Origin of the sequence: Photobacterium japonica (genome assembly GCF_050337005.1) — a bacterium.
GTDB classification, from domain to species: Bacteria; Pseudomonadota; Gammaproteobacteria; order Enterobacterales; family Vibrionaceae; genus Photobacterium; species Photobacterium japonica.
This window is the reverse complement of the sequence record NZ_JAKJSN010000033.1, coordinates 37172-63044: the sequence shown is the minus strand read 5'-3', so window position 1 is coordinate 63044 and position 25873 is coordinate 37172. Positions and strand designations below refer to the sequence as shown.

21 protein-coding genes and 2 tRNA genes are annotated in these 25873 nt (G+C 50.1%); 14 read left to right on the top strand and 9 right to left on the bottom strand.

Translation table 11 applies throughout. The annotated features are described in order from the left end of the window. Positions 1-65: 65 nt before the first annotated feature. From L4C36_RS14140 to orn, 3 genes are all read right to left on the bottom strand, one after another. Positions 66-141, bottom strand: a tRNA-Gly gene (locus L4C36_RS14140). Position 142: 1 nt separating this feature from the next. Then, positions 143-219 (bottom strand) — tRNA-Met (locus L4C36_RS14135). A 130-nt stretch (positions 220-349) separates the two neighbouring features. Continuing rightward, positions 350-895 (bottom strand): oligoribonuclease, encoded by a 546-nt coding sequence (gene orn / locus L4C36_RS14130; RefSeq protein ID WP_428478440.1) that lies wholly within the window; start codon positions 893-895, stop codon positions 350-352. Positions 896-1034: 139 nt separating this feature from the next. Between orn and rsgA the strand changes: the two genes are divergently transcribed. The 5 genes from rsgA (at position 1035) to L4C36_RS14105 (ending at position 7903) form a co-directional block, all read left to right on the top strand. Beyond that, positions 1035-2087, top strand: a complete 1053-nt coding sequence (rsgA, locus tag L4C36_RS14125; RefSeq protein WP_428478439.1) for a small ribosomal subunit biogenesis GTPase RsgA — start codon at positions 1035-1037, stop codon at positions 2085-2087. A 142-nt stretch (positions 2088-2229) separates the two neighbouring features. Continuing rightward, positions 2230-3126, top strand: coding sequence for an archaetidylserine decarboxylase (asd, locus tag L4C36_RS14120; protein WP_428478438.1), 897 nt, complete (start codon positions 2230-2232; stop codon positions 3124-3126). Positions 3127-3261: 135 nt separating this feature from the next. Further along, positions 3262-4677, top strand: a complete 1416-nt coding sequence (locus tag L4C36_RS14115) for an SLC13 family permease (RefSeq protein WP_428478437.1) — start codon at positions 3262-3264, stop codon at positions 4675-4677. Positions 4678-5040: 363 nt separating this feature from the next. Next, positions 5041-6924 carry a methyl-accepting chemotaxis protein gene (locus tag L4C36_RS14110; protein WP_428478436.1) on the top strand — a complete coding sequence of 628 codons (1884 nt, stop codon included), beginning with the start codon at positions 5041-5043 and terminating at the stop codon, positions 6922-6924. A 253-nt stretch (positions 6925-7177) separates the two neighbouring features. Further along, the gene (locus L4C36_RS14105; protein ID WP_428478435.1) at positions 7178-7903 is read left to right on the top strand and encodes a carbonic anhydrase; all 726 of its coding nucleotides are present in this window, start codon (positions 7178-7180) and stop codon (positions 7901-7903) included. Positions 7904-8271: 368 nt separating this feature from the next. Here L4C36_RS14105 and epmA read toward each other — a convergent pair whose 3' ends face one another. Beyond that, positions 8272-9243, bottom strand: coding sequence for an elongation factor P--(R)-beta-lysine ligase (gene epmA, locus L4C36_RS14100; protein WP_428478444.1), 972 nt, complete (start codon positions 9241-9243; stop codon positions 8272-8274). A gap of 568 nt (positions 9244-9811) precedes the next feature. Here epmA and frdA point away from each other — a divergent pair. The 4 genes from frdA to frdD are packed head-to-tail and all read left to right on the top strand — an operon-like array spanning position 9812 to position 13122. Further along, positions 9812-11623 carry a fumarate reductase (quinol) flavoprotein subunit gene (frdA, locus tag L4C36_RS14095; protein ID WP_428478434.1) on the top strand — a complete coding sequence of 604 codons (1812 nt, stop codon included), beginning with the start codon at positions 9812-9814 and terminating at the stop codon, positions 11621-11623. Continuing rightward, positions 11623-12363 carry a succinate dehydrogenase/fumarate reductase iron-sulfur subunit gene (locus L4C36_RS14090; RefSeq protein ID WP_428478433.1) on the top strand — a complete coding sequence of 247 codons (741 nt, stop codon included), beginning with the start codon at positions 11623-11625 and terminating at the stop codon, positions 12361-12363. Before frdA ends, L4C36_RS14090 begins: the two co-directional genes overlap by 1 nt. Before the next feature lie 2 nt (positions 12364-12365). Further along, the gene (frdC, locus tag L4C36_RS14085; protein WP_047874550.1) at positions 12366-12749 is read left to right on the top strand and encodes a fumarate reductase subunit FrdC; all 384 of its coding nucleotides are present in this window, start codon (positions 12366-12368) and stop codon (positions 12747-12749) included. 10 nt (positions 12750-12759) lie between these two features. After that, positions 12760-13122 (top strand): fumarate reductase subunit FrdD, encoded by a 363-nt coding sequence (frdD, locus tag L4C36_RS14080; RefSeq protein WP_428478432.1) that lies wholly within the window; start codon positions 12760-12762, stop codon positions 13120-13122. Between the two features lie 107 nt (positions 13123-13229). Here frdD and L4C36_RS14075 read toward each other — a convergent pair whose 3' ends face one another. Then, positions 13230-14618, bottom strand: a complete 1389-nt coding sequence (locus L4C36_RS14075) for an SPFH domain-containing protein (RefSeq protein WP_428478431.1) — start codon at positions 14616-14618, stop codon at positions 13230-13232. A 244-nt stretch (positions 14619-14862) separates the two neighbouring features. Further along, positions 14863-15429, bottom strand: a complete 567-nt coding sequence (gene efp / locus L4C36_RS14070; RefSeq protein WP_428478430.1) for an elongation factor P — start codon at positions 15427-15429, stop codon at positions 14863-14865. A gap of 33 nt (positions 15430-15462) precedes the next feature. Here efp and epmB point away from each other — a divergent pair, with 33 nt between their 5' ends. From epmB to L4C36_RS14055, 3 genes are all read left to right on the top strand, one after another. Next, positions 15463-16485: an EF-P beta-lysylation protein EpmB gene (gene epmB / locus L4C36_RS14065; RefSeq protein ID WP_428478429.1), complete on the top strand. Its 1023-nt coding sequence runs from the start codon at positions 15463-15465 to the stop codon at positions 16483-16485. A gap of 644 nt (positions 16486-17129) precedes the next feature. Next, positions 17130-18038, top strand: coding sequence for a 30S ribosomal protein S6--L-glutamate ligase (gene rimK / locus L4C36_RS14060; protein ID WP_428478428.1), 909 nt, complete (start codon positions 17130-17132; stop codon positions 18036-18038). A 113-nt stretch (positions 18039-18151) separates the two neighbouring features. Next, entirely contained in the window at positions 18152-18658 is a 507-nt protein-coding gene (locus L4C36_RS14055) for an MgtC/SapB family protein (protein ID WP_428478443.1), read from the top strand. A gap of 878 nt (positions 18659-19536) precedes the next feature. Here L4C36_RS14055 and groL read toward each other — a convergent pair. Both groL and L4C36_RS14045 read right to left on the bottom strand, forming a co-directional pair. Beyond that, positions 19537-21183, bottom strand: coding sequence for a chaperonin GroEL (gene groL / locus L4C36_RS14050; protein ID WP_428478427.1), 1647 nt, complete (start codon positions 21181-21183; stop codon positions 19537-19539). A 41-nt stretch (positions 21184-21224) separates the two neighbouring features. Further along, positions 21225-21515 (bottom strand): co-chaperone GroES, encoded by a 291-nt coding sequence (locus tag L4C36_RS14045; protein WP_428478426.1) that lies wholly within the window; start codon positions 21513-21515, stop codon positions 21225-21227. Between the two features lie 210 nt (positions 21516-21725). On the opposite strand from L4C36_RS14045, the gene L4C36_RS14040 reads away from it, so the two are divergent. Continuing rightward, positions 21726-23069 carry an MATE family efflux transporter gene (locus tag L4C36_RS14040; RefSeq protein WP_428478425.1) on the top strand — a complete coding sequence of 448 codons (1344 nt, stop codon included), beginning with the start codon at positions 21726-21728 and terminating at the stop codon, positions 23067-23069. 76 nt (positions 23070-23145) lie between these two features. Here the strand turns inward: L4C36_RS14040 and L4C36_RS14035 are convergent, their stop codons facing one another. Next, positions 23146-23694, bottom strand: a complete 549-nt coding sequence (locus L4C36_RS14035; RefSeq protein ID WP_428478424.1) for an FxsA family protein — start codon at positions 23692-23694, stop codon at positions 23146-23148. A gap of 632 nt (positions 23695-24326) precedes the next feature. On the opposite strand from L4C36_RS14035, the gene aspA reads away from it, so the two are divergent. Beyond that, positions 24327-25790, top strand: coding sequence for an aspartate ammonia-lyase (aspA, locus tag L4C36_RS14030; RefSeq protein WP_428478423.1), 1464 nt, complete (start codon positions 24327-24329; stop codon positions 25788-25790). Positions 25791-25873 lie beyond the last annotated feature (83 nt).

The following is a 25873-nucleotide window of genomic DNA, read 5'->3' as shown; positions in this document are numbered from 1 at the left end:
ATATTGTGTCACCGTTAAAGTACCGTGAGAACTATCTCATCTATCGCCTAAGCAATAAAYGAAATTGGAGCGACACACGAGGTTCGAACTCGTGACCTCAACCTTGGCAAGGTTGCGCTCTACCAACTGAGCTAGTGTCGCGTGGTTGCGGGGGCCGGATTTGAACCAACGACCTTCGGGTTATGAGCCCGACGAGCTACCATACTGCTCCACCCCGCGTCCGATTTTCGAAAAGCAAAACAATGTAATAATTGCCTTTCGAGGCTGCGCATTATACGAGGAAAATCGACGGATGCAACACTCTCTAAAGAAAAATCTGCACAGCGCATCGCAACCGTCTATTTAATCGTCAAATCTTGAAGATTTGTTCACGATAGTAGCGTAATTCACTGATTGAATCACGAATATCATCAAGCGCCAAATGACTGCCTTTCTTATGTAGCCCCTCAAGGACCTCTGGTTTCCAACGGCGAGTCAGTTCTTTTAACGTACTGACATCTAAATAACGGTAATGGAAATATTGTTCCAGCTCTGGCATATGCTTATACAAGAAGCGGCGATCCTGACCAATACTGTTACCACAAATTGGCGATGCCCCTTTCGGTACCCATTGCGCCAAGAAGGCAATGGTCTGACGGACCGCCTCGGCTTCATCGACCTGACTTTGGCGAACACGCTCCACCAAGCCACTATTGGTATGGGTATTGGTGCACCAATCATCCATTTTTGCCAATTCGGCTTCAGGCTGATGAATGGCCAATACCGGCCCTTCCGCTAAAATGTTCAGCTCAGGATCCGTTACGATCGTGGCTATTTCAATAATTTGGTGGGTTTCTGGATCCAACCCGGTCATTTCTAAATCAATCCAGATAAGGTTCTTATCGCTGATCGTCATCGGATATTGCCTATTCTATGAGTAAACCATGTATGATAATACCAAACGCCGCTAATGTCTGATGCTGATCACCTGTCATATCACCGACCGGTTAGCGCAGGTATTTTACCGTAAGCCAACTTAACTAAACGATATCCTTGTGGCCAAAAAGAAAAAGCTTACCCAAGGTCAGAGCCGTCGCGTACGCTCTAACCAAGATAAACGTCTTCAGCGTGAGAAAAAAGACGTCCAGTGGGATGAATCCTCACTAGAATCTGCCCGTGAAGGCCTCGTGATCACCCGCTTCGGCCAGCATGCCGATGTTGAAGACCCAGACACTGGGGTTATTCATCGCTGTAACCTTCGCCGAAGCATCCAGAGCCTCGTCTCTGGTGACCGCGTCGTGTGGCGACCAGGTGTTGAGTCCTTGCATGGCATCTCAGGGGTTGTCGAGGCAGTCCATGAACGAGAGTCCATGCTGACACGCCCAGACTATTATGATGGCGTGAAAGCCGTGGCAGCCAACGTTAACCAGATCATCATTGTATCTGCGGTATTGCCTGAGCTCTCCCTGAACATCATTGACCGCTACTTGATTGCCGCTGAAACCGTCGGTATTCAACCGTTGATCGTACTTAACAAGATCGACCTGCTTGATGCCGAAACCCGTGTCCACGTAGAAAAAACCTTAACCTTGTATAACGACATCGGTTATCAGGTTCGCTACGTCAGCTCGGATACGGGTGAAGGCATGGATGTGCTGAAAGATGATTTAAAAGATCACATCAGCATTTTTGCCGGCCAATCAGGTGTGGGTAAATCCAGTATGGTAAACACCTTGATGCCAGAAGTGGACGCTGAAATTGGCGACGTCTCTGAAAACTCGGGACTGGGTCAACATACGACCACGGCAGCACGTTTGTACCACTTCCCAGGTGGCGGCGATCTGATTGACTCACCAGGGGTGCGTGAATTTGGTTTGTGGCACCTTGAAGCAGAGCAAGTGACTAACGCATTTGTTGAATTTCGTGATTACTTAGGTGGATGTAAATTCCGCGATTGTAAGCACGGGAATGATCCTGGTTGTATTATCCGTGAAGCCATGGAAGAAGGGAAAATCAGCAAAGAGCGCTACGATAGTTACCATCGCATCATTGAAAGCATGTCGGAAAATATTGCTAACCGCCAGTTTTCACGCAATAAACCGGATTAATCACTGGCGTCCTGCCGCCTTGATGGCGGCAAGCGCAAGCGTGTGATGATACGCTGACTTTCCCCATCAACTTCGGTATGATGAAGCGTTAACGCAATGAATGAATCTTGTTGATAGACTGATAGTTTCTGGAAACGATACTGTGCACAATAATTTCAAAATCGGCATGCAATACTGCGCGCCAAAACAAACACTGACCCAAGTGGCCGGTAAATTGGCTTCTTGGAAAGCCGGTAAACTAACGACAGCAGTGATCCGTTGGTTCATCCGCCAGTACGGCATCGATATGAATGAAGCACGTAACCCGGATCCAGCGGCGTACGCCACCTTCAACGACTTTTTTGTCCGTGAACTCAAAGATGGCGCACGTCCGATCAACGAAGACGCTGACACGCTGTGTCATCCCGCTGATGCCTGTGTGAGCCAACTGGGGCCAATCACCCACGGTGAATTGATCCAAGCCAAAGGCCACACCTATGAAGCGGTTGAACTACTGGGTGGCGATGCCGATCTGGCCGCTGAATTTAACGAAGGGCATTTCGCGACGCTGTACTTGTCGCCGAAAGACTACCACCGCGTACACATGCCATGTGACGGTACCCTGCGTCAGATGATTTACGTACCGGGCGAGTTATTCTCCGTGAATCCACTGACCGCGCAAAATGTCCCTAACCTGTTTGCCCGTAACGAGCGTGTGGTGTGTATTTTTGACACCGCTTACGGCCCAATGGCACAAGTGCTGGTTGGCGCGACCATTGTCGGCAGCATTGAAACGGTATGGGCAGGCACCATTACTCCACCGCGCAGTCCTCGTGTACACAACTGGGACTACCCTGCCGACGGCGAACAAGCCATTGTGCTGAAAAAAGGGGAAGAAATGGGTCGCTTTAAACTGGGTTCAACCGTGATCAACCTGTTTGCCAAAGACGCGATTCACTTTGTCGATGGCTTGGTACCGGGTCAACCAACGTTAATGGGTTCCGCCTACGCACAAAAGGCTGGCAGCACCCCGTCAACCTCAGCGCCATCAGAAGCGTAAGTAGTTAACACTTTTAAACAAAAAGGGCGCTTCGGCGCCCTTTTTTCATTGGAAATATTGACCACATCGAAGAAATATTAACCACCCTCAGAGTATGCTGGCTTCAGTCCAATCATTGAAGTAACCCTACATACTATGAAAAAAATATCACTCTCTCAGCTACTCAAACTGCTGATCGCGTTTGGGATCCCGCTCGGCATCTTAGCCCTGCCGATTGATGCGATTCCCATTGACGATTTAACCTTAACTCAACACCGACTGCTGGCTATCTTTGCCCTTGCCGCCCTGCTCTGGGTCCTCGAACCGGTCCCCGTCTTTGCCACCTCGATCTTGATCATTGCCCTAGAGTTGATCATGATCTCCGACAAAGGGCTCCACCTGTTTCGGACCCCGCCGCCGGGCCACGATATGGGCGAAGTGCTCAAGTACACGGATATCTTTGGCGCCTTCTCCTCGCCCATTATTATCCTGTTCATGGGGGGCTTTGCCCTCGCCATCGCGGCCTCAAAATACGAACTGGATAACAACCTCGCCCGCGTCTTGCTCAAACCCTTCGGTAGCCAACCTAAATTCATCATGCTCGGCCTGATGCTGATCACCGCCGTGTTCTCAATGTTTATGTCCAATACCGCCACCACCGTGATGATGCTGGCCCTGTTAGCCCCGATTGTGGCCTCGGTCCCTAAAGGCGATATCGGGATCAAAGCTTTGGTGCTGTGTGTACCTATCGCGGCCAACACCGGGGGCATCGCGACGCCCATCGGGACACCACCGAACGCCATTGCACTGCAATATTTAACCGGCGACAACACCATTAGCTTCCTCGGCTGGATGATGATGGGGCTTCCCTTCGTTATATTCCAACTCGCGTTCGCGTGGTGGTTGCTGCAAAAACTGTTTCCCTCCAGCCAAAGCCACATGACATTAAAACTGGAAGGGAAATTCCAAAAAAGCTGGCAGGCCATTGTGGTTTACGTCACCTTTGCCACCACCATTTTGATGTGGATGACCACCTCACTGCACGGGATGAACACCTATGTGGTGTCTATTATTCCGTTGGCGGTGTTTACCTTAACGGGGATCATGGGCAAAGAAGAACTCAAGTTAATCAACTGGGATGTGCTTTGGCTGGTTGCCGGGGGGATCGCCATCGGGTTGGCCCTCGATAAAACGGGGTTAGCGGCAGCCTTGGCACACTCCGTCGACTACGACAGCCTGTCACCGGTCGCCGTGGTGCTCACCCTGTCGATGATTTGTTGGGTCATGGCGAACTTCATGTCCAATACCGCCACTGCGAACTTGTTAATGCCGATTGCCGCTGCGGTGGCTGCCTCTATGGAGAGCTTGGCCTCCATCGGAGGGTTACAAGGGGTATTGGTGGTGGTCGCCTTCTCGGCGTCACTGGGTATGATTTTGCCAGTATCCACACCACCCAACTCGCTGGCCTACTCCACCGGCTTGATTGAAAGTAAAGACATGGCCAAAACCGGGGTGATCATTGGGGTAGTCGGCCTCAGCGTAGTTTATCTGGCTGCCATGTTACTGACATAAGCCTAACGAACACCCAACCACCCCGTTTTCCCATCTACGGGCAAATAACGTAACGAGCAGGTAACGGGCTGACAGTGCGCAGCCCGTTTTTTTCGCTCACAACCTGTCTTTTTCTCCGCGGGTTCTCCGCTTGGCTTTTCCCCCTTTTTCATCACACCTTTCCATTACGCCTTTTCAAGGCCATCGCTGAACGCCTCTTTGTCTCATCAGAGAAAAATGCCCTGCATCGAATTAACTATTGCTAAGGAATTTTTTGCAACGGCCGATAGAAAAATATACTGGTTCAGCATATTTATCGCACCAGCCATTCCATCCTGCCGGATGACGCCTTCCCCTAAAGTGCCGTGATCCAAGAGAGACAACATGACGTTAACCATAAAACTTAAAATTCAGATCGCCATTGGCGTGATCATTGCGACCGTCAGTGCCGTGCAAGCCTGGGTGTCCATCACTCGCTTGACGGAGGAAACCACCCATGAAGTCAGCAGCCAAATGCACAACATGGGCCAAGCCACCAGCCGTAATATCAGTGATTGGCTCAGCATTCGCAGTGATATGTTGCTGGCAAACCAAAATGTGATCGCCCAACAAGACAATGTGGATCGCGAACTGTTGCTGACCAAAAACGCCGGTCAGTTCCTGTCGGTGTACGCGGGCTACAACAACGGTACGATTGCCTTCGGTGATAAAAATGAAGATTGGCCTGCCGATTACGACCCTCGTACCCGCCCGTGGTATCAAGATGCGATGCGTCAGGGCTCACTGATCTTGACCGAACCGTATCAAGATTTTGATGGCAGCATGGTGGTGAGTGTAGCGAAAGCATTCCAAGGGCAGTATCAAGGGGTGCTGGCGGCGGATTTAACCATCACTGACATCATTGAGCAGGTATTGAACCTGAAATTAGACAATGCCGGTTTTGCCTTTTTGGTGGACGGGAATAATAAAATCGTGGCTTATCGCGATGAATCACTGACCCAGAAACCACTGACCGCGCTCGACCGTGAGTTGACGGCCAGCCTGCTAAAGCAGATGGAAAACAATCAAGCCATCAACACCTTTGTCCTCGACAGCGACGGACAGGAAAAACTGATCTACGCGACCCCGATCGCCGGTACCGATTGGACGCTGGGTTTGGTGGAAGATAAGGCTTTGGCCTATGCCTCCATTGGCGAACAAATCCGTTTTGTACTGTTGGCCTCGATCGCGCTATATCTTGTGATCTCTGTGATGGCGAGCCTCATCATCAACAGCTTACTGCGCCCTCTGACCCGTTTGAGCGAATCGGTAGCCCAACTGGCGCAAGGCAGTGGCGATTTGACCCAGCGTATCGACGTGGAGCGCATGGATGAGATCGGTGAATTAGCGGATCACATGAACCGCTTCTTGGCCCAGCTACAAAGCATGATCAAAGGCATTGTGGCGCAATCCCATACCTTGGGTGAGCAAGCCGAGATGTCAGCCCAGCAGACCGAACTGTCGACACAAAAGGTGAGTGAGCAACAAAACGACATCAATCAAATCGCTGCCGCGATCCATGAAATGTCAGCGACCTCTGCCGAAGTGGCCAGCCACGCTGAAATGACCGCGTCTGCGGCCTATGCCTCCACCACGGCATGCGCCGAAGGGCAGGAAGTGATTGGTCAAAACCGTGAAGCCATCACCCAGCTGGCGCACCAAGTGCAAGATGCCGCCTCCGTGATCCACGAGTTGGAAAGCAACGCCCAGAACATCAACCACATTCTCTCGACCATTCAGGGCATTGCCGAGCAGACGAATCTTCTGGCACTGAATGCGGCGATTGAAGCGGCCCGTGCGGGCGAGCAAGGCCGCGGCTTTGCCGTGGTCGCCGATGAAGTACGCGTACTGAGCCAGCGTACCCATGACTCCACCGAAGAGATCCGTGGCATGATTGATACGTTGCAGCAAAATACCCGTCAGGCGGTGGATAGCATGCAAGCCAGCACCGGTTTGGCCGATCAAAGCGTGGGCTTTGCGGAAGCGGCGAGTGAGCGCCTGCTCCATATCACCACCGCAATCACTGACATTTCTGACATGGCGACACAAATCGCCAGCGCCGCCGAAGAGCAGCGTGCGGTGAGTGAAGACATCAGCCGTAACACGCAGGCGATCAAAGACGTGTCGGATCATCTGGCGCTGCAAACGGACGAAGCGACTCAAAGCGCCCGTGATATGTACCACGCCGCCAACAGTATGCGTGAAGATGTCTCCCGCTTTACCATCTAACGCATGTCGACTTTGCACTGACTAACAGCCACTTCGGTGGTTGTTTTTTTTATCTCTCTCACAAAAAATCATGCATCGCCTTTTACACCCCTCACAACAGTGCGAGTCACCGTTCGATCTGCTCTCCTGTGTCCCACTCCCGCCCCCTAAACGCGATATCCTCTTGTTCTCATTGGCGCTATACCCAGCGTATCCATCCCACCAATCCGATCCCATCCACGAGCAACCACCCATAATCGAGAGGAGAACAACGATGGCGAATAAAACACGACAGGCATTCGCGCTGGCTCTGCTGGCTTGTAGCGTAAGCGCAGCACAGGCGGCCGAGTGGAGCTATGAAGGCAAACACGGGGCTGAGCACTGGGGTGAGACCTACACGACCTGTGGCCAAGGGGTCAACCAGACGCCGATTGATATTCGCAACCCCATCGACGCCGATATCGCACCATTAACGTTGGATTACCAAGGCACGGTGACGGGCGTAGTCAACAACGGCCATACCATTCAGGCCAACGTCAGCGGTAACAATACCCTCACGGTGGATAACGAGACTTTTGCCCTCAAACAATTCCACTTCCATACCCCGTCAGAAAACTACATTGACGGTAAGCAGTACCCACTGGAAGTGCATTTCGTGCACGCTAACAGCCAAGGACAACTGGCGGTGATTGGGGCCATGTTTGACACCGGACCGCGCGGCAACGAAGCGTTTACCGCTCTGCTGGCGACCATCCCACAAACGGATCAGACCGCCGCACTGGCCACGCCGTTTAATCCGGCTGACCTCTTGCCGCGTGAGCGGGATTACTACCGCTTCAACGGCTCATTAACGACACCGCCGTGTAGCGAAGGGGTACGCTGGTACGTGATGCAAGAAACCCAAGCCGCCACAAAAGCCCAAACGGATACGCTGCATAAGGTGATGGGCAACAATGCACGTCCACTACAGCCGCTCAATGCACGTGTCGTGCTGGAATAGATCCAGCCACGATCGTCCCGCGGGATCCCGTCGGTATAACAAAGGGGAAGAAGAGTAAAAAGGGACGAAAATAAAAGAGAAAAGAGTGGCACTGAAACAGATGAGAATAAATTACATTTGATAATCATTTGCATTAACCTATTACTTTGATTATCCTTTGACCTGTTGCGATAAACGACCTTGGAATCCTAACCTGTTGATTGTCTGCAATGGATGAAAACTCGCTGTTCCCCCAGCATGGCCGCTGTTCAGTCCCTGTATTGGGCCAACCGGTGAGAGACGCATGATTGGCACGCCTCTCATCGGTATAAAAAAAGCGCGGCCTCTGGCCGCGCTTTTTTAACATCAAGATCGTCATGGCGATCCCGTTATGCAATCTCGATCGGAAAGGCCGTCACTTGATCAATATGATCCCATTCTTGCGCCAGCATGATCAAACGATCAATCCCCAACGCCACGCCTGCACACTCTGGGAAACCAGCACGTAACGCCTCAACCAAGTGGTAATCAATCGGTTGTGGGGCTAACCCCATGCTCTCACGCTTACGGTTATCCGCTTCAAAACGGCGTAATTGTTCATCGCCGTCAGACAACTCGTTAAAGCCGTTAGCCAGTTCAATCCCTTTGAAATACACCTCAAAACGTTCTGCCACGCGGCTGTCTTGTGGGTTAATGCGTGCCAATGCCGCCTGAGAGGCAGGGAAATCATATACAAAAGCCGGTACCTGTTGACCGATCTTCGCCTCAACACCGATGCTAAACAACAACTGTAATAACGTATCGCGGTCTTCTTCCGGATCCGCGATATCTGACAGCCCTAACGTACCAGCCACTCGCTTCAACGCATCCATCGACCCTTCTAATGGGCACACGCCAAGTACGCTCAGGAACGCCTGTTGATACGTCATACGCTCTGCAGCACCCGTCCCCAATACCAGCTGTAATAAGGCATCCATCTCATCCATCAAGGCATGATGATCAAACCCTGGGCGGTACCATTCCAGCATGGTGAATTCTGGGTTGTGATAACGTCCCGATTCCTCGTTACGGAAGGATTTACAGATCTGGTAAATAGGCCCGCTGCCCGCCGCTAACAGGCGCTTCATGTGAAATTCGGGACTGGTCATCAAATACAGGGTCTGGCCATGGACAAAACCGGGGCCGACAAACTGGGTTTGGAAGGTATGCAGGTGAATATCGGTGACCGTCGCCTGACTCATCGCCGGCGTGTCCACTTCCATTACCTCACGTTCAGCAAAGAAGCGTCGAATTGCGCCAAGGGTTGCTGCCCGCTGCTTAAGCTGAGCCATGTTTGCTGTTGGTTGCCACTGAGTTGTCATCACGCGATTTATCTTTCATGTTATGTGCAATATCTGCTGCCATTCTAGCAAACTTCCCCCCAGCTCACAGCCTCTCAGCCAGGATCTTCCCCCTCTCACCACAGGCCTCTCGGCTCGCCCTTATTGGTATGAATAATTATGAAAATAAATGATCATTTATCCTGCAAAAAACGCGCAAAGCAACCGCCAAAAACGCACGCAAAATTAACGCGACAATTACAACACTCAAACAACCACCACAAAAAATCACATTTACATGGACTTCACGATCAATAATCTTTTTTTTATTAAGCAGTTAGAAACAAAACCAGAAACACGCCGTTAATGAGCCAGAAACAAATAAAACATTTTATTTCGATCGGTTAACACACAGAAAACACACCAACTTGTGATAATAATCACACTTCTTGTAATAACCTTACACTTTCGGGCTATTTCATTAAAAAAGCCGCGTCTAAATCATATTTTCTCACGGGCCAGTTGCATAAAATACCCCTCAGGATTTCAAGGATAAGTACGCTGCGGCGTGCTTTTTTAAATTTTATCGTCTTACCTTCGGAGGATAGCTGTGAAGACTATTACCACAGATATCGCTGTAATCGGCGCTGGCGGTGCCGGCCTGCGTACTGCTATTGCGGCTGCAGAAGCAAACCCAGACTTGGAAATCGCACTGATTTCTAAAGTATACCCAATGCGTTCACACACTGTGGCAGCAGAGGGTGGTTCCGCCGCTGTCATCAAGGATGAAGATAGCTTAGATAACCACTTCAACGATACCGTTGGCGGTGGTGACTGGCTATGTGAGCAGGACGTTGTCGAGTATTTCGTAGAAAACGCCACGCGTGAAATGACCCAACTAGAACAGTGGGGCTGTCCATGGAGCCGTAAAGAAAACGGTGACGTGAACGTGCGTCGTTTCGGCGGGATGAAAGTGGAGCGTACGTGGTTCGCTGCCGACAAAACCGGCTTCCACATGCTACACACCCTGTTCCAAACCTCGATCAAATACGATCAAATCAAGCGCTTCGACGAATACTTCGTGGTAGACCTGATCGTAGACAACGGCGAAGTACAAGGTCTTGTGGCTATCCACATGTCTGAAGGTGAGTTGGTTTGTATTAAAGCCAAGTCTGTTGTGCTAGCAACGGGCGGTGCAGGCCGTGTGTACAACTGTAACACCAACGGCGGTATCGTAACCGGCGACGGTATGGCAATGGCGTTCCGCCACGGCGTACCACTGCGTGACATGGAATTTGTTCAGTACCACCCAACGGGCCTACCTGGCACCGGTATCCTGATGACCGAAGGTTGTCGTGGTGAGGGCGGTATCATGCTGAACAAAAATGGTTACCGTTACCTGCAAGACTACGGCATGGGCCCAGAAACACCAATCGGCCAGCCAAAGAACAAATACATGGAACTGGGTCCACGTGACAAAGTTTCTCAAGCCTTCTGGCACGAGCAGCAAAAAGGCAACACCATCAAGCACCCATTGGGCGATGTGGTTCACCTTGACTTGCGCCACCTAGGTAAAGAATACCTGCACGAGCGTCTACCGTTCATCTGTGAGCTAGCAAAAGCGTACGTGAACGTGGATCCGGCAGAAGAGCCAATTCCAATTCGTCCAACCGTGCACTACACCATGGGCGGTATCGAAACAGACAACCGCAACGAAACCCGCATCAAGGGTCTGTTCGCTGTGGGTGAATGTTCGTCTGTTGGCCTGCACGGTGCAAACCGTCTGGGTTCAAACTCCTTGGCTGAGCTTGTGGTCTTCGGTCGTTTGGCCGGTGAAGGCGCGGCGAAACGTGCTGAAGCATTCCAAGGCTGGAATGACGAGGCTATCGCCACACAAATCCAAGCCGTTCAAGCGCGCATTGATGCTCTATTGGCACAAGAAGGCGATGAAAACTGGTCTGATATCCGTACTGAAATGGGCCACTCCATGGAAGCCGGTTGTGGTATCTACCGTCAACAAGATTTGATGGAAGCAACGGTTGAGAAGCTGGCTGAACTGCGTAAGCGTTTCAAAAACATCAGCATCAAAGACAAAGGTAAAGTGTTCAACACTGACCTACTTTACGCCATCGAAATCGGTTACGGCCTAGAAGTCGCAGAAGCCATGGCGCACTCAGCCATCAATCGCCGCGAGTCACGTGGTGCACACCAGCGTTTGGACGATGGCTGCACAGAGCGTGATGACGTGAACTTCCTGAAGCACACGTTAGCCTTCTACGACGGTGATAACGCACCACGCATCGAATACAGCGATGTGACCATCACGAAATCTCAGCCTAAAGCCCGTCTATACGGTGCGGCAGCTGAAGAAGCGGCTGCGAAAGAAGCTGCTGAACAAAAGCAACAAGAGGAGCAGGCATAATGGCGGACAATCGCATTCAAAAAGTAGAGATCATGCGTTATGACCCAGCCAAAGACGCAGAACCGTACTTTGAGCTGTTTGAAGTGCCGTTCAACGACACCATGTCTGTGCTTGATGCTTTGGGTTACATCAAAGATAACCTAGATAAAGATTTGGCGTACCGCTGGTCTTGCCGTATGGCGATTTGTGGTTCGTGCGGCATGATGGTCAATAACGTGCCTAAATTGGCGTGTAAGACCTTCCTACGTGAATACCCGAACGGTCTGAAAATCGAAGCACTGTCTAACTTTGCTATCGAGAAAGACTTGATCGTCGACATGACACCGTTCATCGAGCGCCTAGAAGCGATCAAGCCGTACATCATCGGTAACGATCGTAAGCCTGAAGACGGTCCAAACAACCAAACGCCAGCACAGATGGCCAAATACAAGCAGTTCGCTGGTTGTATCAACTGTGGTCTGTGTTACGCCGCGTGTCCACAGTTCGGCCTGAACCCTGAGTTCATCGGTCCGGCTGCACTGACACTGGCACACCGCTACAACCTAGACAGCCGTGACAACGGCGCTGATGAGCGTATGAAGCTGATCAACGGTGAAAACGGTGCATGGGGCTGTACATTTGTAGGTTACTGTTCTGAAGTTTGTCCGAAGAGCGTAGATCCTGCAGCAGCGGTTAACCAAGGCAAAGTGGAATCGTCTAAAGATTTCGTTATTGCCATGCTGAAACCTCAGGAGGCATAAGGATGAGCAACCGTAAACCTTACGTTCGCGAAATGACTCGCACATGGTGGAAAGATCACCCTTTTTACCGCTTCTACATGGTGCGTGAAGCAACTGTACTGCCATTGATTTTCTTCACTATCTGTTTGACCTTCGGTCTAGGCAGCTTAGTGAAAGGCCCTGAAGCATGGGCGGGCTGGCTAGAATTTATGGCCAACCCTGTCGTGATCATTCTGAATATTCTTGCGTTGGCCGGTAGCCTGTTCCACGCACAGACATTCTTCAGCATGATGCCGCAAGTAATGCCGATCAAACTGAAAGGCAAAGCGGTAGATAAGAAAATCATCGTTCTTGCTCAGTGGGCAGCGGTCGCCGCTATTTCACTGTTCGTACTCGTACTTGTTTAAGGAGAGCACTGTGGTCAATCTAAATCCTAAGCGTTCCGACGAACCAGTATGGTGGGGCCTATTTGGTGCAGGCGGTACATGGTTTGCCATGCTAACCCCTGTGACCGTTCTAGTCATGGGTATCATGGTGCCATTGGGCATGCTTGATGCTGATGCGATGAGCTATGAGCGCGTGTCTGGTTTTGTCACCAGCCTGATCGGTGCGTTGTTCACTATCGCGACATTGGCATTGCCAATGTGGCATGCGATGCACCGTCTACACCACGGTATGCATGATCTGAAGTTCCACACCGGTACAGTGGGCAAAATCGCGTGTTACGCGGCGGCCTTCCTTGTGTCTGCACTGGCTGTGATCTTTGTCTTCATGATCTAATCGCCTGTTCCCCCAATGAAAAAGCACCGCTGAGCGGTGCTTTTTTTATGCCTGTTTTTAATGCTTATATCTCTGCAAGAAAGACGGCAAGATTCACGTCAGAGAACTTACTCACTCGCAGCCAGCTTCTCACTTTTTTCCACAATGCCCAATGCACCAAACCCGGTGATCACATCGAGGTTCGTGGTGAGCTTGCCCCCCTCACTGCCACCAAAGTAGTTCCTCGGCATTTCAATCTGGTAGTTTTTCAGGTTGCTGTATAACGCCGTCGACACATCACGGTTCAGCTCGGCCAGATACACATCGCGGTTAGACCCATAAGCATCGTATTTCGCCTTGAGGATCTCGGCTTCTGCCCGCCCTTTAGCAAGAATGGCTTTCGCCTCATATTCCGTCGATAACGAATTAGCTTTCTGAATCGCCAAGTTCGCTTGGGCTATCGCCAATTCTTTTTCTTTATCAACTTCTGCCAGACGCTTTGTCTTCTCGACTTCCACGATTTCACGCTCAGCGATCTGACGGGCGATCTCGACTTCTTTCTGCTGAGAGATAATCGCCAGCTCTTTATTACGCTGGGCATCTTGCACTTCACGGGTACGCTGAATTTCCTTACGTAACTGCTCGGTTTCGGCCTGTGCCTTGGAGGTTTCTTGCTCCTGAATCGCGCGAATGCGATCCGCCACTAACCGCTTTTTATCGGTCAGTAGTTTATCCAACTGCTCTTCCGGTTGCGGATCCCCAATCGTGACCTGCGTCACCGCAATGCCATACTGGCTCAGCGGGTTATCCTGACGGATTGGCTTGCTGTTGGCATCCAACACCGGCACCGTCTTCCACACGAGCTGCTGGGTGCGCTGTAGCTGGTTAGAATTGGATTGATTCACCCCCACCGGCGCTAAATCGATTTGCTCCACTTCCACCTGACGGCGTTCCGTCATGTAGATCCCATCACGCAGCTGATCGCCCAACTTGGATTTAAACTGGTTCAGGCCGCCTTGGAAAAATTCCTCCCCGGTGTATTGGGTAGCGGTAATCACCGTCACGTTGCGGGCATTTTTCACCAACAACGCATCAATCAAATTGTTATTGTTACGAAACTCCCGATGCATCTTAATGACAGATTCAGGGTTAAGCGACAGTTTGAATCGGAAGGTCACCGGGATCTCACCGATATACGTATCGGCAAAACGCACCTGAATCGCAGGCAGACGCTGGTAGAAATCTTCTCCCGTGGTATTGCCGTAAGAAACGGTGATCACCTGATCATACTGGGTGATTTTTGATAAAAACGGCATCCGAAAATGGATCCCCGGCTGATTAAACACATCCAAATCACCAGTCACATTATTCTGATGCACATAGGTGTAACCCGCATCGGTCATTAAAATAGACTGATTGATCAATCCCCCGATAGCAGCCAATCCCAAGATCCCGCCAACCAAAGGCAGCGACACACGCCGTTTCAGCGTCGTTTGTACTTCAGGCTTCATATCCATATTCTCACCTTTGTTAATCACAACAACCAACAGGTAGGATAAAAGATCCTCAGCGGGATTTTCAGAGCGTTTGCCCAAGAGACAGGGAAAGTGTCGCCTCACTCGATAAACCGCTTGAAACGGCCATGTAAGCGCGAGAGAAGAACAGAAGACGAAAGACTGAAGCAGTCAAAACCGATGAAAAATAAAAAGCAGGCAATAAAAAAGGCCGCCTTAGCGACCTTTTTTTATCAGCAACGTTAACTTACTTAACGCGGCCAACATATTCAGCAGAACGTGTATCAACTTTGATCACTTCGCCGATTGAGATGAACAAAGGAACACGCACTACCGCACCGGTAGACAGTGTCGCAGGCTTACCACCTGTGCCTTGTGTATCACCTTTCAAGCCTGGATCGGTTTCAATCACTTCTAGCTCAACGAAATTCTGTGGTGTGATAGCAATCGGGTTGCCGTTCCACAGTGTCAATGTGCACGTGTTGTTCTCAACCAACCACTTCGCGTTATCACCGGCTGCTTTAACGTCAGCGGCGATTTGCTCGAAGGTTTCGTTGTTCATGAAGTGGAAGAATTCACCGTCGCTGTACAAGTAATCCAGCTCAGTATCAATTACGTCAGCAGCTTCAACGGACTCGCCCGATTTGAAAGTCTTCTCAAGAACCTTGCCAGAAAGCAGCTTACGGATGCGAACGCGGTTGAATGCCTGGCCTTTGCCTGGTTTTACAAATTCATTTTCTAGAATGACACACGGTTCATTATCTAGCATAATTTTCATTCCGCCGCGGAATTCATTGGTGCTGAAAGACGCCATTCTTATCCTCTTAACATCTTCGAGTTGTATTTAATGCCGCACATCATAACCCGAAACGCACCAACTGTTGAGCAAAACTGGCTTAATGAGCTTGCGAATGCGATATCTGATCCGCTCCTGCTCCTGAAAACCCTGCAAATTGACCCTGCCCCGTGGGAACAAGGGTTGGCGGCTCGCAAATTATTTGCGCTGCGTGTGCCTAAGAGCTTTGTCGAAAGAATGGAACTTGGCAACCCTCACGATCCGTTACTGCGACAAGTGCTGCCGTTGGCGGAAGAGTTTGAGGTGCATGACGGCTATTCACAGGACCCACTCGACGAACAAGACAATGCGATCCCGGGGCTGCTGCATAAATACCGTAACCGCGTGTTAATGATCGTCAAAGGCGGCTGTGCGGTGAATTGCCGCTATTGTTTCCGCCGCCATTTCCCCTATCAGGACAACCAAGGCGGCAAACGCAACTGGCAGTTGGCGCTCGATTACATCGCCAGCCAGCCACAGGTCAATGAAGTGATCCTGTCTGGGGGGGATCCACTCATGGCCAAAGACAGCGAGCTGGCATGGTTACTGGAAGGCATTGCCGCCATTCCGCACGTTACGCGCTTACGTATTCACTCACGCCTGCCCGTGGTGATGCCTAACCGCATTACGGATACCTTGTGTCAGTTGCTGCAAGAGAGCCGCCTGAGCACAGTCTTGGTGACCCATATCAACCATGCCAATGAGATTGATGACACCCTACGCAGTGCCATGCTGCGCCTGAAACAGGCCAATGTCACCCTGCTCAACCAAGGCGTGTTGCTAAAAGGCGTGAATGACAACGTTCCCGCGTTGATTGCACTCAGTGAAAGCTTATTCAAAGCGGGCATTTTGCCGTATTACCTGCACGTGCTCGACCGCGTACAAGGCGCGGCCCATTTCATGGTCGATGACACCACAGCTCGCCAATTAATGGCGGGCTTAATGGACAATGTCTCTGGTTATCTGGTGCCTCGCTTAACCCGAGAAATCGGCGGCCGCAGCAGTAAAACCCCCTTAGATCTACACCTCGAGTAAGCCCCCCCCTTTCGGCCAGTCAGGCGTGTTATTCACACGCCTTCTCAGGCATCATTCAGGTCGGGCACTTAGTAAAAGGTACAGCTTTAAAACAAAAGTTCACCGTTTTCCTGCTCGAAATACACCTTTAATCCAACCGCAACAACAACAAACATAAGTAACTGTTTTTAAAGGATTTATTTTCGTACAGCTTTTTGAGCTTTTTCCCTTATTCGCTCATCAGTATCTTTTCCTTTCTTACCTTGTACTTATCTGTTATCAATCGATCGCATCAACAGAAAAAAGATCAGCTTTACACACGAAAAACAGCAAAAAGCCGAACACTTCTAGCACCGCAGTTAGCCTTACGAAATTTCCTTATAAAGCATTGATTTTAAACACATAAATAAACGTACAGCTTTTCACGCTTTTTAACAAGCAAGCTCACGCCAAGCATTTGGCCCATGGCCACTCAAACGCACTCCGTGTTTACCTACCACGCATGAAATATTCTTATCAGAGCAATAAAAAAAGATCATGCTTCAAATACTCGCTTTTTAGACCAATGAAGCGCATAGTCGCGCTCCACTCTGCTTATATAAGTGAAGGCAGCCAAACTTCACGGCATGCAGTCTCACTGAAACATCCTTATAAAGAGTAACGCAATGAAAATTGGCATTCTCTCCCAGAACGAAAACCTATACTCAACCCGTCGTCTACGTGAAGCGATTGAAGAACGTGGCCACGAGGCTGTGATCATTAACGCACTGCGTTGCTACATGAATATCAACTCCGTCAAACCATCGATTCATTTCGAAGGTCAGGATTTAGTGGATTTTGATGCCATTATTCCGCGTATCGGTGCTGATATTACGTTTTATGGCTGTTCGGTATTACGTCAGTTTGAAATGATGGATGTGTTTTCGGTCAACCAGTCGATTGCCATCACGCGTTCACGTGACAAGCTACGTTCATTGCAGCTACTAAGCCGCAAAGGCGTTGGCATGCCGGTTACCGGTTTTGCGAGCAAGCCGGATGATGTGCCTGATCTGATCAAAATGGTCGGCGGTGCACCACTGGTGATCAAACTGCTGGAAGGCACACAAGGGATCGGCGTTGTACTGGCTGAAACCCAGAAAGCCGCAGAGAGTGTGATTGAAGCGTTCATGGGCCTGAAGGCCAACATCATGATCCAAGAATTCATTGAAGAAGCCGGCGGTGCTGATATCCGTTGCTTCGTGATCGGCGACAAAGTGATTGCCGCAATGAAACGCCAGGGCGCAGAAGGCGAATTCCGCTCTAACCTGCACCGTGGTGGTAGCGCATCGCTGATCCGCATTACGCCAGAAGAGCGTAAAACTGCGATTGCTGCAGCGAAGGCCATGGGCCTTAGCGTAGCGGGTGTGGACTTGTTGCGTTCTAACCGTGGTCCATTGGTGATGGAAGTGAACTCGTCACCGGGTCTTGAAGGCATCGAAGGCGCAACCGGCAAAGACATTGCGGGTATGATTGTTGAGTACATCGAGAAAAATGCAGGCAAACCTGCTCACCGTCGACGTAACGATCAGCAATAAGCCTTCGCAAGCCACGCGTCGCACTGATACACAGTAGAAAGACACATTAAAAAGCAGCCCTCGGGCTGCTTTTTCCGTTTCGCCACACCGATAACATCAAGGACAACAACGTGATACTGCCTGACATCCCCCCTTTCACTTGGCCGGCCATTTTACAATGTGCCGTCTGTGGTGCCGTCATTGGTTTAGAACGCCAACTGCGCGGTAAACCCGTGGGGATCCGTACTTCAACGCTGATCATTCTCGGCACCTATTTCTTCATCACGCTGGGCGAAACCCTGTCGGCCAACAATGCGGATATTTCTCGCGTGATGGCACAGGTGATCACCGGTATTGGCTTCCTTGGTGCAGGGGTGATGATGACCCGTGACGGGCAAATCCACGGCGTGACCTCTGCTGCCGTAGTGTGGATGCTCGCCGCGCTGGGGATCACCATCGGCTTGGGATACGGACAAAGCGCGATGCTGGTCACGGGCTTGATCGTCCTGATTTTGTTCGGGGTCGATAAACTGGAAAACAGTGTGCGCTTTTTACGTCACGGGGTGCATGCGCACTTGTCTGATCGCCGTCAGCGTCATCAGAAAAAAAACGCCGTGTCATCGGCTAACACCGAGCAATAACGCCTCAGCGCAAGCCTCCAGCATCGGCTTCCCTTCGCCCTCATGCATGTACTTATTTCTCTTCAGTGCATGATGGGGGCGAGCATCGCTTCCTCTTATCTCTCCTTTTATTCTTCCTCTTACACAAGGTACAACAAAATAAAGCATTAACACCTTTTACCTGTACGCTTTTGGCGTATCATTTCAACCACAACAAATAGCCACTAAGTAATTGTTTTTAAAGAAATAAAAATACGTACAGCTTTCTGAGCATTTTGCTAGGGTTACATGGCACCCTATATAGTGTGTGCTTATCATCCTGCTATCACAGAAAGATCAGCTTTTATCGCGATTAACAGCTAAAAGCTGACCGCAAAACAACACCTGTAGGCCAACAAAAACACCCGATCTAAACCATTGTTTTATAAGAATTAAAATCACGTACAGCTTTTCGAGCGTTTTATCGCACGAACCTTGAATGCCGCATAAAGCCTATGGCAATCCTTTTAGTCTCATGCAAAATGAATATCATCGTGCCGTATGAATAATGCTAAGCAGATCGCCGCAAGAGGCGTACACCTTTTACTTAAAATCATACCTTTTTAATGCTCATTCTAAGTACTGTCGACAAGCCACCAAACCATGCTGCGTAAGCCATTGTTTTATATGGTATAAAATTGCGTGCAGCTTTTTGAGGGTTTTATCCCGTGAACTATGACCAATGACCCAGCGCTGTCACACACAGGAAAATAAGAAGCAAAATAAGAAGACGCGTCTTTGAGGACAGGTCTGTTGAGGAAGAGGAATAACAAGTATTCGAGGAAATAACAGGCATAAAAAAACGGAGACCGAGGTCTCCGCTTTTAACAAAAGGGGTCTATCTCAAAGAGACAGGAGCATTACATCATGCCGCCCATACCACCCATGCCACCCATACCGCCCATGTCAGGCATTGCTGGTGCATCTTTCATTGGGCGGTCAGTGATCATCGCTTCAGTGGTGATCATTAGGCCAGCCACAGAGGCTGCGAACTGCAGTGCTGAACGCGTTACTTTCGTTGGGTCTAGGATACCCATTTCGATCATATCACCGTACTCGCCCGTTGCCGCGTTGTAACCATAGTTACCTTCGCCTGCACGTACGTTGTTCGCCACAACCGACTCTTCGTCGCCTGCGTTCTTGGTGATTTGACGAATTGGCGATTCCATCGCGCGAAGTGCAACGCGGATACCCACGTTCTGCTCTTCGTTATCGCCAGTTAGGCCCGCCACTTTCGCTGCTGCACGGATAAGGGCTACACCACCACCGGCAACCACGCCTTCTTCTACCGCTGCACGTGTTGCATGTAGGGCATCTTCAACGCGGTCTTTCTTCTCTTTCATTTCAACTTCAGTCGCGGCGCCAACTTTGATCACTGCAACACCGCCAGCCAGCTTCGCTACGCGCTCTTGTAGTTTCTCTTTGTCGTAATCAGACGTCGCATCTTCAATTTGCTGACGGATCTGAGCAACACGGCCTGAAATCATCGACTCTTCACCAGAACCATCAATGATAGTCGTGGTTTCTTTGGTGATAGTGATGCGCTTCGCTTGACCTAGGTCTTCTAGCTGCACTTTTTCTAGCTCTAGACCGATTTCTTCAGAAATCACCGTACCAGAAGTCAGTACTGCGATATCTTGTAGCATCGCCTTACGACGGTCACCGAAACCAGGTGCTTTAACAGCAGCCACTTTCACGATGCCACGCATGTTGTTCACCACTAGCGTTGCTAGGGCTTCGCCTTCTACGTCTTCTGCAATGATAAGCAGTGGACGAGAGGCTTTTGCTACGCCTTCAAGGGCTGGCAGTAGCTCACGAATGTTCGATACTTTTTTGTCAACAAGCAGAATGAATGGGCTGTCTAGATCAACGCTGCCCGCTTCTTGATTGTTGATGAAGTAAGGGGATAGGTAGCCGCGGTCAAACTGCATACCTTCAACCACGTCTAGCTCGTCTTGCAGAGCTTGACCTTCTTCTACCGTGATAACGCCATCACGGCCGACTTTTTCCATTGCTTCTGCAATCAGGTTACCCACGGTTGCATCAGAGTTAGCAGAAATCGTACCTACTTGCGCAATCGCTTTGGTGTCAGCACACGGTACAGACAGATTTTTTAGCTCTTCAACCGCAGCAACAACCGCTTTGTCGATACCGCGCTTAAGATCCATTGGGTTCATGCCCGCAGCAACGGCTTTTAGGCCTTCAGCGATGATCGCTTGTGCCAGTACGGTTGCGGTTGTTGTACCGTCACCCGCGGCGTCGTTCGCCTGAGAAGCCACTTCTTTCACCATTTGTGCGCCCATGTTCTGGAATTTGTCTTCCAGTTCAATTTCACGCGCAACAGACACACCATCTTTGGTGATAACAGGTGCACCGAATGATTTATCCAGTACAACGTTACGGCCTTTAGGACCCAATGTTACTTTTACCGCGTCAGCCAGAATGTTTACACCTTCTAGCATCTTAATGCGTGCATCGTTACCAAACTTTACGTCTTTAGCAGCCATGTCAGTCTTCCTTTCTTAATTCTAAATTTGAGGTGATCGGATTATTCAACGATTGCCATGATGTCATTTTCAGACATGATCAGGACGTCTTTACCATCAATTTTTTCAGTCTTCGTGCCGTAGCCTTCAGCAAAGATCACGGTATCGCCCACTTTAACGTCCAATGGTTGTACTGTGCCGTTCTCAAGAATACGGCCTTTGCCGACTGCCAGTACGGTACCGCGCGTCGATTTTTCTGCCGCTGAACCAGTTAGGACGATGCCGCCAGCAGATTTAGATTCAACTTCTTGGCGTTCAACGATAACTCGGTCATGTAATGGACGAATGTTCATCGGTCGTCTCTCCTGATTTAGGTAATAACTATTCGATTAATAAGGTAAGCGCCCTTTGGCGACTTACTTTTTCTGTTACCTAGACATGTTGGGTCGAATTTTGAGAACCCAAGTGCTGGGGGGCAATTTTTTCTAAAATATCTGCCAGAATTTTTGCTCGATCACACTCTTTGCATTAGGGTAGGCAAGCATTCCAACCCCGAGATCATTATGGCTGTAGCAAACACGCCCGATAAACACGGGCTATTGTCTGATCCGATCCCAGCTGCGCTTCAACGCCTGGCCATTCCGATGATTTTCGGCATGGTGGCCATCTTGATGTTCAATCTGGTCGATACCTTCTTTATTTCACTGCTGGGCACCGATGCCTTAGCCGCGGTCAGCTTTACCTTTCCCATTACGTTTGCCCTGAACTGCATCACCATGGGGATCAGTGTCGGGATCTCCACCAGCATTGCCCGCTTACTGGGGGCGGGTGACACGCACAGCGCTGCCCGGCTGACGACCCACGGCTTATTATTGGCTGTCGTCATGGTCATGGTGGCCGCCACTATCGGCTTTTACACCATTGAACCGTTGTTTTCATTGATGGGGGCAAAAGCCAGCCTGCTGCCGACCATTTACGATTACATGTCGATCTGGTATCTCGCCATCCCGTTACTGGTGATCCCGATGGCAGGTAACAGTGCTATTCGTGCCACGGGCGATGCCAAAACCCCGGCCAAGATCATGATCCTTGCCGGGGCGATAAATGGTGTACTGGATCCTTTACTGATCTTCGGTGCCGGCCCTGTGCCTGCATTGGGCGTAAAAGGCGCTGCGATTGCCAGTGGGATCAGCTGGGCCTTTGCCTTGATAGGCTCGCTGTACATTCTTATTCGCCGTGAAAAACTGCTGGCACGCCCCCAACCCCGCACGTTATGGCACGATTGGCAGCAAATCTTACACATCGGCACCCCAGCAGGGCTGTCTAACGCCTTAAACCCGCTATCCGGTACCCTACTGATGAGTTTGCTGGCCGCACAAAGCACGGCGTCGGTGGCGGCCTACGGCGCGGCCATGCGGATCGAGTCGATATTGGTCACAGTGATGATAGCCTTAGGCTCTGCGCTGATGCCGTTCATGGCGCAAAACCTCGGGGCGGATAAACCCGAACGGGCGTTTGGCGCGCTGTTTACCGCGATGCGCTTTGCCATTTTGTTTCAACTGCTGATTTTTATCATGATGGTGCCGCTGAGCTGGCCGCTGTCGTCCCTGTTCAGTCAGGATCACGCGGTACAATCGCAGCTCTGGCATTATTTGGTGGTGGTGCCGGCCAGTTACGGCCTCCAAGCGGTGTGTATGTTGCTGATCAGCGCCCTGAACGCCCTGCACCGTCCGCTTGATGCACTGATCTGGAATGTGATCCGCCTGTTCGGCTTATTGCTGCCGGCAGCGTGGTTGGGGAGTCATTGGTGGGGCACGGAAGGGCTGTTCATTGGCATCGCCCTCGCCAACATAATAAGTGGCTTAGCTGCCTACTTTTATGCACTCAAACTGCGAAAAAACATGTGAACAGCATGAACAAAAAAGACAGCCTAGGCTGTCTTTTTTATTGTCATAAACGGCGTCAACCGTATGGTCGCAAGCCTTAAGGCAAACGCGGGGAATCATCATCTTTACGTGGTTTATGCCCGTCTTTACGTTCAAACTCACCATCAAACACATCGCCTTGCTGGCTGTCTTGCTGGAACGGGTTGCGCTCGAACGGATCACCTTGCTGTGACTGGAACGGGTCGTGGCTGCTAAAGCCCCCACCAAAACCGGCACCGGTGTTCATGCCCTGCACATTGACGCGGCTCATTAGCTGTTTCGCCAGCCATGCACGCGGCGCAGGTAACAAGACAGTCAATCCCATCACATCGGTCATGAAGCCCGGTGTTAACAGCAACACCCCCGACACCGCCAGCATCAGGCCTTCGACGATCTGCTGGGCCGGTAATTCCCCCTGCTGCAAACGGCTCTGCACAGACAGTAACGTGGCAATCCCTTGGCTACGCACCAAACTGGCACCCACAAAGGCGGTGAGCAAGACCAGCCCGACAGTCGGCCATAGCCCTAAAAATCCCCCTACCTGAATAAACAGGGCGATCTCGATAATCGGCACGGCAATAAAAAGTAACAAAAGTATCGGAAACACGATTTACCTCTAGCTGGTTAGCAGTTATACCCAAGCGGCCTCATCGTTTTAATATATAGACGATGATCGGTCACTTTTGCCGTCGCGCACACCACGGTGTATTGACGTCCTCTGTATTGTCCGGATTACACGCACAAGCAACACGTTTTCTCCCTCAATTTGTGAAGCAGCTTGGGTATAAACGTTGCTTTCTGCCAGCAATGGCTATCGCGCACACTCCTGTTTCATCCCGCATACCGCGTGGGGCAGGCTTACCTGTCTTCTATATGGGGATCCCGCTGATGATTTCAATCTTTCTCTGACAATGCGCAATACGCATTGCGACGATTCTCTTTCTACCCTTATAAACAGAAATTTCACATTTTGTTATATTTGGTCATTTTTCATCATATAATCACGTGCTACTGTTAACAGTTTTTGTGAGCCATATCGCATTACAATGCAAATGTTTTCAGTCAGATTCAAAAAGTGATCTGGGTTATGTTTTTACCCCTAAAGGGGAGTATTATCGGCTTCAGATTATAGATGTCAGGTACGATCATCTAGCCAAAATCTCTGCGGAATGGATTCTAAAGTGTAAGAATTGGCTCAATATTTGAATTTAATTAGCAGATTCCCCTAAGGCTCTCCTCATGTCTCAGATGATTGATTTAGAACAAAATGAAGCAATGCTAAACAACGTTGCAACCCGTATCGAAGAAGATCTTCTTGGTGAACGTCACGTTCCTGCTGACGCTTACTGGGGTGTGCACACGCTACGTGCCGTTGAAAACTTCAACATCTCTCAAACGACAATTTCTGACGTGCCAGAATTTGTTCGCGGCATGGTTTTCACAAAGAAAGCTGCAGCAATGGCGAACAAAGAGCTAGGCGCTATCCCTTCAGAAGTGGGCGAATACATCATCAAAGCGTGTGATGTGATCCTTGAAACAGGCAAGTGCATGGATCAGTTCCCTTCTGATGTTTATCAGGGTGGCGCGGGCACGTCTGTTAACATGAACGCGAACGAAGTGATCGCTAACCTTGCACTTGAGCTTATGGGCAAGGAAAAAGGCGAATACGACATCGTTAACCCGAACGACCACGTGAACAAGTCACAGTCAACGAACTGTGCTTACCCAACCGGTTTCCGTGTTGCGGTATACAACAGCATCATGCAAATGCTTGACGCGTTGGCTTACCTACAAGAAGCGTTTGACGCAAAAGGCGTTGAATTTGGTGGCATCCTGAAAATGGGCCGTACCCAGCTTCAAGACGCGGTACCAATGACGGTTGGTCAAGAGTTCCGTGCCTTCGCTATCTTGCTAAAAGAAGAAATCAAAAACCTTCAGTACACCGCACAGCTACTACTGGAAGTTAACCTAGGTGCAACCGCTATCGGTACGGGCCTAAACGCAGCAACCGGTTACCAAGAGCTTGCGGTTCAGCGTCTTGCTGAAGTAACAGGCCTACCATGTGTACCTGCAGAAGACTTGATTGAAGCAACGTCTGACTGTGGTGCTTACGTGATGGTACACGGTGCACTGAAGCGTACTGCCGTGAAACTGTCTAAGATTTGTAATGACCTTCGTCTACTGTCTTCAGGCCCACGCGCTGGCTTCAACGAATTGAACCTACCTGAAATGCAAGCGGGCTCTTCAATCATGCCTGCTAAAGTTAATCCAGTAATCCCAGAAGTGGTTAACCAAGTGTGTTTCAAAGTGATCGGTAACGACACCACTATCACTTTCGCAGCAGAAGCAGGTCAGCTTCAGTTGAACGTGATGGAGCCAGTGATTGGTCAGGCACTGTTTGAGTCTATCGACCTACTGAAAAACGCGTGTGTGAACCTGCGTGACAAGTGTATCGACGGCATCACAGTGAACAAAGAAGTGTGTGAATACTTCGTGTTCAACTCTATCGGTATCGTAACTTACTTGAACCCGTTCATCGGTCACCACGAAGGCGACATCGTTGGTAAGATCTGTGCTGAAACCGGTAAGAGCGTACGTGAAGTTGTCCTAGAGCGCGGTCTACTGACTGAAGAGCAGCTAGATGACATCTTCTCTGTGCAGAACTTGATGCACCCAGAATACAAAGCTCAACGTTACAACTAATTAGTAACCCAAAGCTCGGCGGATTTTCAGGATGAAGATCCGCCTTTTTTTTGCGACAGATTCCCCTTTTAACATTTTTGACA